Raw genomic sequence first — 13,200 nt, forward strand, 5'->3', positions numbered from 1 at the left:
AGGAGGGGATCGCGGTGGCCCGATATCTGTTGCGCGTCAACGGTGAACGGCGCGAGGTCAACGTCGACGGAGACACTCCCCTGTTGTGGGTGCTGCGCGACGAGCTGGGGCTGACTGGTGTCAAGTACGGGTGCGGGGTCGGCCTGTGCGGTGCCTGCACGTCCCATGTGGACGGTGCGGCGGCGCGGCCCTGCGTGCGCACGGCGGCCGACAGCGCGCAGACCCGGATCACGACGATCGAGGGCCTGTCCCGCGACGGGGACCACCCGGTGCAGCGGGCGTGGCGCGAGCTCGACGTGGCGCAGTGCGGTTACTGCCAGCCGGGCCAGGTCATGGCCGCGGCGGCGCTGCTCGCCCGTGATCCCGACCCCGATGACGCGGCGATCGAGGAAGCCCTGCGCGACAACGTGTGCCGCTGCGGCAGCTATCCCCGCATCCGCGACGCCGTGCGCCGCGCGAGCCGGATCATGAGGGAGGAACGGTGATCAGCAGGCGGACGTTGTTGCGCGGCGCGGGAATCGGCGCGCTGGTCGTCGCGGTGCCGGTGCCCGCGCTCGCCGCGGAAGGGCTCGTGCCGAACGTCTTCGTGCGGCTGGACGACGCCGGCCGGATCACCGCGACCGTGCCCCGCCCCGACACCGGCCAGGGCGTGCGGACCGTGGTCGCGCTGATGGTCGCCGAGGAACTGGCGGTCGAGGCCGGTGACGTCACGCTGGAGCAGGCACCCGGTGACACCGAACGCTTCGGCTCGCAGGCCGTGGCGAACTCGACCTCGGTGCGGCAGCTCAGCACTCCGATCCGCACGGCCGCCGCGACCGCGCGCTGCCTGCTCGTCACCGCGGCCGCGCAACGCTGGCGCGTGCCGGTCGCCGAATGCACCGCCCGCGACGGCTTCGTGTGCCACCCGCGCCGCGGCAAGCTCCCCTACCGGGCGCTGGTCCGTGCCGCGGCCGCACTCGATCCCGCCACCGTGCCCGTCGAGCTCACCCCGCCGGAGAAGTGGCGGCTGCTGGGCAAGACCCGCGGCGGCCGCGTGGACGCCCGCGACGTCGTGACCGGCCGCACCAGGTACGGCATCGACGCCCGGCCGCCCGGAGGCCTGGTCGCCGTGGTCGCGCGCCCGCCATGGCTCGGCGCGGTCCCCGACACGATCGACGACACCGCGACCCGCGCACTGCCGGGCGTGGTCGACGTCCTCACGCTCACCGCGCCGGCCGACGGACAGGGCGGCGTCGCGGTCATCGCCCGGTCGACCCACCAGGCGTTGCGCGGCCGCGACGCGCTGCGGATCACCTGGCGTGGCGGCACACCCACCGCCGACAGCCGGGCGTGGCTCGCGGACCTGCGCGCGGCGTTGCCCGCACAGGCCCCGATCGACGGCGTCCAGCAGGTCTACTCCATGCCGTTGCTCGCGCACGCGCCGATGGAACCGATGAACGCCACCGCGCACGTCCGCCCGGATGGCGTGACCATCTGGGCTCCCACGCAGGACCCCGGCGGTCTGCGCACCCAGCTGGCCCGCCAGCTCGGCGTGCCGGCCACGTCCGTGCGGGTGGAGGCGACGGCGTCGGGCGGCGCGTTCGGGCGGCGCATCGAACCCGACCCGGTGCTGGAGGCGGTGGCTTGCTCACGGCGTGCGGGCGCCCCGGTCCAGGTGCTGTGGACCAGGGCCGACGACATGCGCAACGACTCCTACCGGCCGATGTCCGTGCACCGGCTGTCCGCGGAGATCGGCTCGGATGGTCTGCCTATCCGCAGGGCCCACGAGGTCGTCACCTGGCCGTTGACCGTCCTGCCGTTCTTCGCCAACCCCGCCCTGATCAAGGCCAGCGGCGACCACTTCCCCTACACCGTGCCGGGCGAGGTGTCGGTCGTCGTGCGGCCCGCACCGCTGCGCACCGGGTTCTGGCGGGCCGTCTACGCGGGACAGTTCGTCTACGCCGAGGAGAACTTCCTCAGCGAGATCGGCAGGAGGTCCGGCCTCGACCAGGTCGCACTGCGCCGCTCGCTCCTGCCCGCCGGCTCGCGCCTGCACAAGGTCCTCGACACCGTCGCCGACCGCGCCCGCTGGACCAGGCCGCCCGCGCCCGGCACCTCCCGCGGAGTCGCGTGCCTGGAGGAGTACGGCTCCGCGATCGCGGTGATCGCCGTGGCCGAACCGGGCTCACGCGAGGTGCTGCGCGTGCACGCGGCCGTCGACGTCGGCGTGGCACTGCACCCGTCCGGTGTCCGCGCCCAGGTCGAGGGCTGCGTGGTCGACGCGCTGTCCACTGTGCTCGGTGCGCAGATCACCGTCCGGGAAGGCGCGGTGGCGGAGTCCTCGTTCGGCGACTACCGGTGGGCGCGGATCGGCCAGACACCCGACATCGACGTCACCATCGTGCAGTCGGACGCACCACTGGGAGGCCTCGGGGAGCTCGCCTACCCGCCGGCCGCAGCCGCGATCGCGTCCGCGATCGCCGGCGACACGCCCGTGACCAGCATGCCGTTCGGGACCGCCGTGGGGTGATCGGGCGGGTCTGGGATGATGGGGCCGTGGCCGAGGGAGACGAGCTGGCGGTGGCCGACCGCCCGGACCAGGTGGGCGCGGACGTCGCCTCCTGGCCCACCGGCAGGCTCCTGTCCGTCGCGGCCCGCGTCGTCGAGAAGCGCTTCGAGGACTTCCTGGCGACCCGAGGCCTCACCCACGCCGGCATGATCACCCTGCACCACCTGGCAGACGGCCCGCGCTCACAACGCGAACTGGCCGTGCTCTGCCGGGTGACCGACCAGACCATGAGCCGCACGATCGACCACCTCGACCGGGGCGGCCACGTGGTGCGCAGCCAGGACACGAAGGACCGCCGCCGCACCTCGGTGAAGATCACTCCGGCGGGCCGCCGAGCCCTGGCCGCCGCCCGCCGCGAGGAACGCGAGTCCGACACGCTGCTCGGCGCCGTCGAGGACTACGAGCACTTCCGGCAGCAGCTGATCGCGCTCATCGCGGCGGCAACGTCCACAGAGGACCAGCGTCCCCAGTAGGACGACGGGTCACGAGCGCACCCGGTCGCGACCTCGCCCGGCACCTCGACCTCACACCTGGCGCGCCCCGCAGGAATCCCTGACCACCAGCTGAGCCGGAAGGACCACGGGCCCGTCCGGCCCGCTCCCGGTGATCATCGCCATGATCGCCTTGGCCGCCGCCACCCCGAACCCGGGCTTGTCCTGGGCCACCGTCGTCAACGCCGGTTCGACCACCGACGCGACCTCGATGTCGTCGAACCCGACCAGCGCCAGGTCGTGCGGCACCCGCAACCCGGCCGCACGGGCGGCGAGCAGCGCACCGACCGCCATCTCGTCGCTGGACGCGAACACCGCGGTCGGCGGCTCGTCCAAGGCCAGAAAGCGTTGCATGGCAGCGGTTCCGCTCGCCCGGTAGAAGTCACCGGCGGCGACGTAGTCGGCGCGCGGCTCGACACCCGCGTCCCGCAGAGCCTCGCGGTAGCCCGAAAGACGGGCGTCGGACGGCTGGTTGCCGGGTGGGCCGGTGATCGTGGCGATCCGCGAGTGGCCGAGGCCGACGAGGTGGGCGACGGCCGCTCGGGCGCCGCCGGCGTTGTCGGACGTGACGTAGGTGGCCCGGGGTCCCTCGATGGCCACGTCGAGCGCCACGCACGGGACGCCGGACTGGGCGAAGGCGCCGAAGGCCTCGGCGTCGGAGCCGCTGTCGATCAGGACGAGGCCGCCGAGGTGGTGGCGGCGGGTCATGTTCACGTAGCCGACCGGGTCCGCGAGCGACGCGCCGACTTCGCGGGCGTCGCCGCTGGTCGCGAGCATCAGCAGGTGGTAGCCGTGCGCGCTCAGGGCGGACTTCAGGCCTATCAGCAGGTCCTGGAGGTACGGGTGGCGCCAGCCCGGCCTGCGGTGGTCGGTGTCCCAGACCAGTCCGATCATCGTCGACTGCTTCGTCGACAACGCACGGGCGGACTCGTTGGGCCGGTAGTCCAGCTCTTTCGCGACGCGCAGCACGCGTTCGCGCGTGTCCTCGTTCACCGTTTCCGGCTGGTTGAAGACGCGCGACACCGTCGCCACGGACACGCCGCAGAGCTGGGCGATCTCTCGCCCGGTCGCCATCAGGGCCTCCCGTTTCACCGTAAGCGGTTACATAGACCCTAGGAGCAGCACTTCTCCTAGTCAAACGCCCGCACGAGTTGATCAGTTTATCGTTTCGTTACTTGACTGGAGGCGCGTAACACCGCTGTCATAGGCGCCACACAAATCTTCCCGGAGAACCACATCTCTGGTCGAGCGCGCCCAAAAACCAACGGAGGCCAGGAAAATGCGCCCCAAAGCACTCGTACTCGGCTGCGCGGCACTGGCGACCGCCGTCGTGCTCAGCGGTTGCGGCAGTGACACCGCGTCCGGCGGCAAGACGAAGCTGACCATCGGCCTGTTCGGCAACTTCGGGTACGCCGAGCTGCTCAAGGAGTACGCCGCCGCGCACCCCGACGTCGAGATCTCGGACCGCACCGCGTCGTACTCCGACCACCACAAGAACCTCGCCGCGCACCTCGCCACCAGCAGCGGCGCCGCGGACATCGAGGCGGTCGACACCGGCTACATCAACCAGTTCAAGGCCACGCCGGACAAGTTCGTCGACCTCAACACCAAGGGCGGTGACCAGCTCAAGGACCGCTGGCTGCCGTGGAAGTGGGAGGGCTCGCTCAGCAAGGACGGCAAGCAGATCGGCTACGGCACCGACATCGGCGGCCTGGCCATCTGCTACCGCCGCGACCTGCTGCAGAACGCCGGGCTGCCGGCCGACCGCGACCAGGTCGCCGCGCTGTGGCCGACCTGGCAGGACTTCATGGCCGCGGGCAAGAAGTTCCAGGAGAAGGCGCCCGAGGGCGTGAAGTGGTTCGACGGCGGCCCGACCGTGCTCAACGCCATCGTCGGCCAGGCGTCCGTCGGCTACTACGACAAGTCCGACAAGATCGTCGTCGGCGAGAACAAGGAGATCAAGGCCGGCTGGGACCTCGTCGTCGACGGCGTGCAGTCCGGGCTGTCCTCGAAGCTGCTCTACTCCACTCCCGTCTGGAACACCGGCTTCAAGCAGGGCCAGTTCGCGACCGTGACCTGCCCCGCCTGGCAGATGGCCAAGATCAAGGACCAGGCCGGTCCGGAGGCCGCCGGCAAGTGGGACGTCACGTCCGTGCCGGGCGGTGGCGGCAACTGGGGCGGCTCGTACCTCACGGTTCCCAAGTCGGGCAAGAACATCGACAAGGCCGTGGAGCTGGCGGCGTGGCTGACCGCGCCCGAGCAGCAGGCCAAGGTGTTCAAGAGCGCCGGGCTGCTGCCGTCGGCCCCGAAGCTCTACGAGGACCCGTCGATCGTCGACTACAAGAACCCGTACTTCAACGACGCCCCCATCGGCAAGCTGTTCACCGACGCGGCGAAGAAGCTGAACCCGCAGTACCAGGGCCCGAAGGCGGGCGACATCCAGACCGCGATCGGCAACGCGATGCAGCGCGTCGAGCAGGGCAAGCAGAACGGCGACGAGTCGTGGCGCCAGTTCGTCGGCGACGTCCAGAAGTGATGCGCTGACATGGTCTTGATGGACAAGACGGCCAGAAGGCACCGGTGGGACACGAAGTTCGCGCCGTACGGGTACGTGGCGCCGTACTTCCTGATCTTCGGTGTCTTCGGGCTGTTCCCCCTCCTCTACACGATCTGGGTCTCGCTGCAGGACCGCAACCTGCTCGAGTCCGAGGCGGCGACGTTCGTGTGGTTCGCGAACTACGTCAAGCTGATGGCGGACCCGTACTTCTGGAACGCCATGGGCAACACGCTCAGCCTGTGGCTGCTCACCACGGTCCCGCAGATCCTGTTCGCGCTGTTCATCGCGCAGCTGCTCAACCGCAAGGTCCGCACCCGCACGCTGTTCCGGATGGGCGTGATCCTGCCGAACATCACCTCGGTGGCGGCGGTGACGATCATCTTCGCGCAGCTGTTCGGCCGGGACTTCGGCCTGGTCAACTGGGTGCTGGACCTGTTCGGCGCGGGACAGATCGACTGGCAGGCGGGCACGGCCAGTTCGCACATCGCCATCGCGGTGATGGTGGTGTGGCGCTGGACGGGCTACCACGCGCTGATCTTCCTGGCTTCCATGCAGGCGATCCCGTCGACGCTGTACGAGGCGGCGACTCTGGACGGCGCGAGCGGCCGCCAGCAGTTCTGGCGCATCACGGTCCCGTTGCTGCGGCCGCAGATCATCTTCACGACGATCATCGCGACCACCGGCAACATGCGGCTGCTCGCCGAGCCGCTGCTGTTCAACCCCGGTGCCGCGGCCGCGACGGGCGGCTCCGACCGGCAGTTCCAGACCGCCGCGCTGTACCTCTACGAGCAGGGCTTCACGAAGTACGACTTCGGCTACAGCTCGTCGATCGCGGTCGTGCTGGCCATCGCCACCGTCATCGTCGCCGGACTCGGCTACCTGGTGACCAAACGGATCCGGACGGAGTGACCCCATGACCGCTGTGCTGGAACGCCCCGCGCCGGCGCCGCCCACCGGGCCCGCGGCGAAGGCGCGCAGGCTGGCCAGGCGCGTGGCGGGGCCGTGGACCTACGCCGCCCTGATCGCGATCCTCGCCGGGTCGGCCTTCCCGGTGTACTGGTCGTTCGTGGTGTCCTCGCAGACACCGGACGCGATCGACAGCGTGCCGCCCGTCCTGGTGCCGGGCGGGCACCTCTTCGCGAACATCGCCCGCGTCTTCGACACCACCGACTTCGCGCTGGCGATGGTGAACTCGATCGTGGTGGCGGGCACCGTGACCGTCTCGGTGGTGCTGTTCTCGACGCTGGCGGGCTTCGCGTTCGCCAAGCTGAAGTTCCGCGGCCGCAACATCCTGCTGCTGCTCATCATCGGCACGCAGGCGATCCCGACCGAGCTCGGCATCATCCCGCTCTACATCATGATGGCCGAGTTCGGCTGGGCCGGCGAGATCCACGCGGTGATCGTGCCGGGCCTCGTGACCGCGTTCGGCGTGTTCTTCATGCGCCAGTACTTCGAGCGGGCGATCCCGGACGAGCTGCTGGAGGCGGGCCGGATGGACGGCTGCCACTCGCTGCGGCTGTTCTGGCACGTCGCACTGCCCGCGGCGCGTCCGGCGGCGGCCGTGCTGGGCCTGTTCACGTTCATGCAGGCGTGGAACGACTTCTTCTGGCCCCTGGTCGTCCTCACGCCGGAGAACCCGACGGTCCAGACCGCTCTGTCCACCCTGGCCAGTGGCTACACCACCGACTACACGCTGGTGCTGACCGCCGCGACGATCGGCACGGTGCCGGTACTGGCCGTGTTCCTGTTGTTCGGCCGTCAGATCGTCGGCGGCATCATGTCCGGCGCCGTCAAGGGCTGATTTTCTTTGGAGACTGCTGTGAGCTTTCCTGACGGTTTTCGCTGGGGCGTGGCCACCTCGGCCTTCCAGATCGAAGGGGCCGCCCGGCTCGACGGCCGCGGTCCGTCCATCTGGGACACCTTCGCCCAGGTGCCCGGTGCCGTCGCGTCCGGCGACACCGGGGACGTGGCCGCGGACCACTACCACCGCTGGGCGGAGGACGTGCAGCTGCTCGCGGACCTGGGTGTCGACGCCTACCGGTTCTCGGTGTCGTGGTCGCGGATCCTGCCCGAGGGGCACGGCAAGGTCGAGCGGCGCGGTCTCGACTTCTACCGGCGGCTCGTCGAGTCGCTGCTGGGCAAGGGGATCGAGCCCTTCCTGACGCTGTACCACTGGGACCTGCCCCAGGTGCTGGAGGACGAGGGCGGCTGGCGCAACCGCGACACGGCCCACCGTTTCGCCGACTACGCCGCCATCGTGCACGAGGAACTCGGTGACGTGGTCAGGAAGTGGACCACTCTGAACGAGCCGTACTGCTCCTCGGTCGTGGGCTACGGCGAAGGCCGGCACGCCCCCGGCGCGCGCGAGGGCCACGGCGCGCTGGCGGCGGTGCACCACCTGCTGCTGGGCCACGGCCTCGCCGTGCAGTCCATGCGGGCGAACGGGCTGGCCGAGCAGGAGTTCGGCATCGTGCTCAACCAGTCCCCCACCGTGCCCGTCACGGACTCGCCCGCCGACGTCGCCGCCGCGAACCGCCAGGACGTCCTGCTGCGCAGGCAGTTCACCGACCCGCTGTTCGGCTCCGCCTACCCGGACGAGCTGACGTCGATGTTCGGTGACATCAGCGACTTCTCGTTCCGGCAGGACGGCGACCTGGAGGTCATCGGGCAGCCGCTGGACTACGTCGGCCTCAACTACTACTACCGGCTGCACGTCGCCGACGCGCCGCACCGCGAGCCCGACCCCGCCAAGCGCACGGCGCACGACATCGGCGTCGACACGACGCAGCTGCCGGACGTCCCGCGCACCGGCATGGGCTGGCCCGTCGAACCGGCCGGCATGACCACCGCGCTGGCGGACCTCAAGGCACGGCACCCCGGCCTGCCGCCCGTCTACGTCACCGAGAACGGCTGCGTCTACCCCGACGTGGAGGGCTTCGAGGACACCGAGCGCATCTCCTACCTGCGCGACCACATCGCGGCGGCGCGGGCGGCGGACGTGGACCTGCGCGGCTACTTCTGCTGGTCGCTGCTCGACAACTTCGAGTGGGCGCACGGCTACAAGCACCGGTTCGGCCTGGTGCACGTCGACTACCAGACGCTGGAACGCACACCGCGGGCCAGCTACCACTGGTACCGCGACTTCATCACCGCGGCACGGCAGGACAGCTGACCGCGGGCACCTCGAGATCGATCAGGTAGTCGTCGACCCCGCCGCGTGTGCAGGCGCTGCGGGGATAGGCGATGTGGCCCCATCCCTCGTAGGTCAGCAACGCGGCGTTGCGCGGCGCTTGGCGCTGGATGTCGACGGCCCACGCGTGCGGGGTCGTCGGGTCGTACCTCGCGTTGATCACGAGGATCTTCGGCGCGTCGCTGAGGTCGAGGCGGTGGGGCGGGTTGGCGGGCGGGCCGGGAACGCCGATGCACGCGGTGGCCTCGTCGTGGCCGAGGAAGCTGCCGCGCATGATCGGCGACCGCCGGAGCTCCTCGGCCCGCAGCCGCTCGTACTCGCGGAAGTTCCTGATGCGCAGGGAGAAGTCCTGGCACACCGAGGCCAGCCGGACCGACTCGTAGTTGGGTTCGAAGGCCTGGGCCCGCAGCCCCGTGCGGCCCGTGATGAGGTCCGCCGCGTACTCCCACTCGGGGCCGCGCAACGCGAAGTACATGTCGTCGAGCAGTCTCTGCCGCCCGCCCGGTTCGCCGTCGGCGCGGACGAGGGCCGCCTCCCACGCCGCGCGGACGTCCTGTCCGTGCAGAACGCAGGAGGTCGTGCCGGCACACCACTTCTCGAACTCCCGTAACGCGTCGTCCGAGGCGGCCCCCCGGTCTCCCACGAACCGTCCGAGGTCCACGCTGTGGTCGACCACGCTGTCGAGGACCATCGCCCGGAGGTTGCGGCCGAACTTCTCGGCGTACACCTGGCCGAACGTCGTTCCGTACGACAGCCCGAAGTAGCTGATCTTCCGTTCACCCAGTGCCCGCCGTGCCGCGTCCATGTCCTGGGCAACGCTGGCCCCGTCAGCGTGGTCGAAGATCGGCCCGCTGCGTTCGCGGCACTGCGCGAGGACGTTCTGGTTGTGCCGCAACAGCGCGGTGAAGCCGGCCTCGTCCCGCGGGTGGGTCGACGGCCCGCCGGGCATGAGGTCCGCGCAGCGGATCGCCAGGCTGCCGCCCGTGCCGCGCTGGTCGATGCCGACGATGTCGAACCGGGCGCGGACCTCCGGGCTGAACAGGCCGGAGAGCGCGAACTCCGCGGCCGAGCCACCAGGGCCGCCGGGGTCGACCACCAGCACACCCAGCCGTCGTGCCGGGTCGGTCGCGCGATGGCGTGCGATCGCGAGGTCGATGCGCGGGCCCCACGGCTTCTTCCAGTCCAGCGGCACGTTCAGCGTTCCGCACTCGCCGTCGGGGTTGTCCGGGCACGGCACCCACGCGACGGGTCTCGCGGGTTCGGCGTGCGCGGCGCCCGCCGAGATGACCAGAACAACAGCAGCCAGGGATGTCGCCAGGGCCCGCCTCACCATCCACATCCTAGGCCCTGTCCTGCAGGCCTTGTTCGCGATAGTCGCGGCCGAGGGGCCCCGGAGACGGCACCGCCGCAAAGCTCGAATACGCCCGGTATGAGGGGCATCGCGGCGGCCCCGCCTCCGGGACTCTCGACCGTGACTCTCATGGAACAGACCTGCAGGACAGGGCCTAGCGGGAAAGCGCTCTCACGGTTGGCGGATGCGAACGGGTCCGTGCCACTCGCCGGAGGGTGACAACACCTGGTCGCCACTGGTGACCACGACCCGGCCTTGGGCGGCGAGCTCTCGTGCCACAGCGCGAGCCGGTTCCATGAGGTCGCGCCACCCGTCCCCGCCGACAGCGCGTGCGGCTTCCGACGGGCAGATCGACTTCGCCGGCCCGCGGGCCTCGACCAGGTCCAGGACCGCCCGCTCCAGCCGCTGCTCGACCGTGCTCACCGCCGCAGGCGCTCCGCGGCGAGCCTGCCCGAGATCAGCACCGGGGGGATGCCGACGCCGGGCGTGGTGCCGCTGCCCGCCAGCACGACGTTGCCGTCGCGGAACGGCAGGTTGCCCGGCCGGAACGGACCGGTCTGGGCGAACGTGTGGGCGGCGGAGAACGGCGTGCCGGCGGCCTGGCCGTCCCGCGCCCAGTCGTCCGGTGTCACGACCGCGAGCGGCTCGGCGTCGACGAGGAGCTTGCGCGCCGACATCTCGTCGACGAGTTCCTCGGCGTACCGGTGCGCCAGCGCGTCCCAGCGCAGCGGGGCGGCGTCGAGGTTCGGGCAGGGCGCGAGCAGGTACTGCAGGTGCCTGCCTTCCGGCGCCAGCGCGGGGTCGGTCAGGGTGGGTGTGGTGAGCAGCAGCGACGGGTCGCTCATCAACTCGCCCTGGCGGATGATCTCGTCGAAGGTGCCGTTCCACCTGTCGCCGAAGGAGATCGTGTGGTGGGCGAGGTCGTCGGCCACACGACCGGAGCTGAGGTGCACGACGACCGCGGACGGTGACCAGCGCAGGGGCACGACCCTGCGCGGTTCGCCGCGCAGCAGCCGGGTGCTCTGGGCGGGCCCGGTGGCAAGGACGACGGCGTCGCAGGGGAACCGGCTGTCGGCCGTGCGCACCGCCTTCACCCGGTGACCGGTCCGTTCGAGCTCCTCGACCTCGACGCCGTAGTGGAACACGACCCCGGCCTCGGCGGCCGCGTCGGCCAACGCCTGCGGCACGGCGCGCATGCCACCGCGCGGGAACCACACGCCCTCAATGGTGTCCATGTAAGCGATGACCGCATAAGCGGCGAGGGCGTCCTTCGGTGCGACGCCGGCGTAGAGAGCCTGGAAGGTGAAGACGCGCTGGAGCCGGTCGTCGTGCAGGAACCGTCCCACCGCCTTCGCCAGCGAGCCGAACCCGCCGAGCCGGGCGAGCCTCACCAGGTCGGGGCCCGCGAGGTCGAGCGGCGAGTCGAAGCTCGCGCCGATGAACCTGTCGCGTTCCACCTCGTACAGCTTCGTGAGCCACGCCCGCAGGTCGAGGTACCCCTGGGCCTCCCGGTCGCCCGCGAAGTCGCGCACCGCCTGCTCCATGCGGTCCGCGTCCGTGTGCACGTCGAGCGCCGAGCCGTCGGAGAACGTCGCGCGGTAGGCGGGGTGCAGCGGCAGCAGTTCCAGGTGGTCCTCGCGCTTGTGTCCCACGGCGGCGAACGCGTCGTCCAGAAGTTCCGGCATCGTCAGCACCGTCGGGCCGGTGTCGATCCGGTGGCCGCGGACGTCGAGCCTGCCCGCGAGCCCGCCGGGGTGCGGGCGCCGTTCGAGGACCGTCACCTCGTGCCCCGCGCCGCGCAGGTGCAGCGCCGCCGAGAGACCCGAGAGACCCGCGCCGACCACGACCACTCGGTCCGTGCGGCCTTTCACCACGTGCACCACTGCGTTACCCCTCAGGTCGTTCGCGTCACGGCGCGGTCAGCGAGGCGCATCAACTCATGACGCGCGTCGCTGGGGATGGCCGCGCGGTCCAGCGCCGCCATGCCCGTCCCCGCCAGCTTCTCGATGTGCTTCTCCACGGCGGCGACGGCTCCGAGCTCCACGAGCAGGGCGCGCACGTCGTCGACAGTACGGTCGCTGACCGTGCCGCTCTCCAGGCACCGCCGGAGCAACCTCTGCGCTGCGGGTCGTCCCTGCGCGCGGGAGAGGGCGATGGACATCAGCGGCGTCCGCTTGCCCTCCCTCAGGTCCTCCCCCACCGGCTTCCCGGTGACCGAGGAGTCGCCGAACACGCCCATCAGGTCGTCCCTCAGCTGGAAGGCGACGCCGATGTCGTGGCCGTACGCTCGCAGGCAGTCCACGACGTCGTCGTCGGCTCCCGCGAGGGCGGCGCCGAGGTGCAGCGGCCGTTCCACCGTGTAGGCGGCGGTCTTGAGCGCCGCCACGCGGACGGCGTGCTCCAGCGACTCCTCACGCCTTGCGACGGCGAGGAGGTCGAGGTGCTGTCCCATGATCATCTCGGTGCGCATCGCCTGCCACGGCCCCCAGGCACGGCTCAGGGCGTCGGCGGGCAGGCCGGCGGTCACCAGCGCGTCGTCCGCCCACGCCAGCGCGAGGTCGCCGACCAGGATCGCCGCGGAGTCGCCGTACTGGCGGGCGCTCGCGGCCCACCGCTCCCGCCGGTGCCGCGCCGCGAAGGACTCGTGCACCGACGGCTTGCCCCGCCTGGTCGCCGAGCGGTCCATCACGTCGTCGTGCACCAGCGCGCAGCATTGCAGCAGTTCCAGGGCCACCATCGCCTGCACCACGGCGTCCACCGGCGGCGAGCCGCCTCCCGCCCGCCATCCCCACCAGGCGAACGTCGGCCTGATCCTCTTGCCTCCGGCGAGGATCAGCTCCCGCAGCTCGGCGGCGAGCTCGGGAGCGAGGTCCTGCCTGGCGAGCAGGAAGTCGTGCAGTGCGCCGTCGAGCAGGACGCGGAAGTCGTCCACCTGCGACGTGCGAGCGTCCACGCTGGTCAGCAGCGACATCGGCGTTCCCCCGGGAGTGGGTCGGTGTTCGGCTTGTCGAGCTAAGCAGCGCCGCAGGGGGTCTGCATGATGAACCCCGCCGTTGTGCGAAG

General features: G+C 71.1%; 12 protein-coding genes. 7 read left to right on the top strand and 5 right to left on the bottom strand.

Annotation, left to right across the window (positions count from 1 at the left end; all coding sequences use genetic code 11):
* Positions 1-14 precede the first annotated feature (14 nt).
* Genes DFR72_RS13360 through DFR72_RS13370 form a run of 3 tightly spaced genes read left to right on the top strand, consistent with a single transcriptional unit; the run spans position 15 to position 3,021 of the window.
* Positions 15-485 (top strand): (2Fe-2S)-binding protein, encoded by a 471-nt coding sequence (locus tag DFR72_RS13360; protein ID WP_090062262.1) that lies wholly within the window; start codon positions 15-17, stop codon positions 483-485.
* Complete coding sequence (locus tag DFR72_RS13365) at positions 482-2,509, top strand: xanthine dehydrogenase family protein molybdopterin-binding subunit (RefSeq protein ID WP_170176245.1); 2,028 nt, start codon at positions 482-484, stop codon at positions 2,507-2,509. The genes DFR72_RS13360 and DFR72_RS13365 overlap by 4 nt, the downstream gene beginning before the upstream one ends.
* A 26-nt stretch (positions 2,510-2,535) precedes the next feature.
* Positions 2,536-3,021 carry a MarR family winged helix-turn-helix transcriptional regulator gene (locus tag DFR72_RS13370; RefSeq protein WP_245982883.1) on the top strand — a complete coding sequence of 162 codons (486 nt, stop codon included), beginning with the start codon at positions 2,536-2,538 and terminating at the stop codon, positions 3,019-3,021.
* Positions 3,022-3,072: 51 nt separating this feature from the next.
* Here the strand turns inward: DFR72_RS13370 and DFR72_RS13375 are convergent, their stop codons facing one another.
* A complete protein-coding gene (locus DFR72_RS13375; RefSeq protein WP_090063513.1) occupies positions 3,073-4,113 on the bottom strand; it encodes a LacI family DNA-binding transcriptional regulator in 1,041 nt (346 codons plus the stop codon).
* Between the two features lie 205 nt (positions 4,114-4,318).
* On the opposite strand from DFR72_RS13375, the gene DFR72_RS13380 reads away from it, so the two are divergent.
* Genes DFR72_RS13380 through DFR72_RS13395 form a run of 4 tightly spaced genes read left to right on the top strand, consistent with a single transcriptional unit; the run spans position 4,319 to position 8,768 of the window.
* Positions 4,319-5,575 (top strand): ABC transporter substrate-binding protein, encoded by a 1,257-nt coding sequence (locus DFR72_RS13380; RefSeq protein ID WP_090062259.1) that lies wholly within the window; start codon positions 4,319-4,321, stop codon positions 5,573-5,575.
* Between the two features lie 18 nt (positions 5,576-5,593).
* Positions 5,594-6,505, top strand: a complete 912-nt coding sequence (locus DFR72_RS13385; RefSeq protein ID WP_170176246.1) for a carbohydrate ABC transporter permease — start codon at positions 5,594-5,596, stop codon at positions 6,503-6,505.
* A 4-nt stretch (positions 6,506-6,509) separates the two neighbouring features.
* Positions 6,510-7,397, top strand: coding sequence for a carbohydrate ABC transporter permease (locus DFR72_RS13390; protein ID WP_090062256.1), 888 nt, complete (start codon positions 6,510-6,512; stop codon positions 7,395-7,397).
* 18 nt (positions 7,398-7,415) lie between these two features.
* The gene (locus DFR72_RS13395) at positions 7,416-8,768 is read left to right on the top strand and encodes a GH1 family beta-glucosidase (RefSeq protein WP_090062255.1); all 1,353 of its coding nucleotides are present in this window, start codon (positions 7,416-7,418) and stop codon (positions 8,766-8,768) included.
* On the opposite strand, the gene DFR72_RS13400 is transcribed toward DFR72_RS13395, so the two are convergent.
* From DFR72_RS13400 to DFR72_RS13415, 4 genes are all read right to left on the bottom strand, one after another.
* Positions 8,743-10,116, bottom strand: a complete 1,374-nt coding sequence (locus tag DFR72_RS13400) for an alpha/beta hydrolase (protein WP_245982885.1) — start codon at positions 10,114-10,116, stop codon at positions 8,743-8,745. The genes DFR72_RS13395 and DFR72_RS13400 overlap by 26 nt on opposite strands.
* Positions 10,117-10,308: 192 nt before the next feature.
* Positions 10,309-10,560, bottom strand: coding sequence for a DUF3253 domain-containing protein (locus DFR72_RS13405; RefSeq protein WP_090062252.1), 252 nt, complete (start codon positions 10,558-10,560; stop codon positions 10,309-10,311).
* Positions 10,557-12,017 carry a phytoene desaturase family protein gene (crtI, locus tag DFR72_RS13410; RefSeq protein WP_170176259.1) on the bottom strand — a complete coding sequence of 487 codons (1,461 nt, stop codon included), beginning with the start codon at positions 12,015-12,017 and terminating at the stop codon, positions 10,557-10,559. Before crtI ends, DFR72_RS13405 begins: the two co-directional genes overlap by 4 nt.
* A gap of 14 nt (positions 12,018-12,031) precedes the next feature.
* On the bottom strand, positions 12,032-13,108 hold the full coding sequence (locus DFR72_RS13415) for a polyprenyl synthetase family protein (RefSeq protein ID WP_090062249.1): 1,077 nt from the start codon (positions 13,106-13,108) through the stop codon (positions 12,032-12,034).
* Positions 13,109-13,200: the final 92 nt, after the last annotated feature.

This window comes from Lentzea flaviverrucosa (genome assembly GCF_003350445.1).
Taxonomy (GTDB): domain Bacteria; phylum Actinomycetota; class Actinomycetes; order Mycobacteriales; family Pseudonocardiaceae; genus Lentzea; species Lentzea californiensis.

Coding starts and splice junctions, on each gene's coding strand:
- DFR72_RS13380 (WP_090062259.1), top strand. CDS start 4,319: ATGCGCCCCAAAGCACTCGTACTCGGCTGCGCGGCACTGGCGACCGCC.
- DFR72_RS13390 (WP_090062256.1), top strand. CDS start 6,510: ATGACCGCTGTGCTGGAACGCCCCGCGCCGGCGCCGCCCACCGGGCCC.
- DFR72_RS13385 (WP_170176246.1), top strand. CDS start 5,594: ATGGACAAGACGGCCAGAAGGCACCGGTGGGACACGAAGTTCGCGCCG.
- DFR72_RS13415 (WP_090062249.1), bottom strand. CDS start 13,108: ATGTCGCTGCTGACCAGCGTGGACGCTCGCACGTCGCAGGTGGACGAC.
- DFR72_RS13375 (WP_090063513.1), bottom strand. CDS start 4,113: ATGGCGACCGGGCGAGAGATCGCCCAGCTCTGCGGCGTGTCCGTGGCG.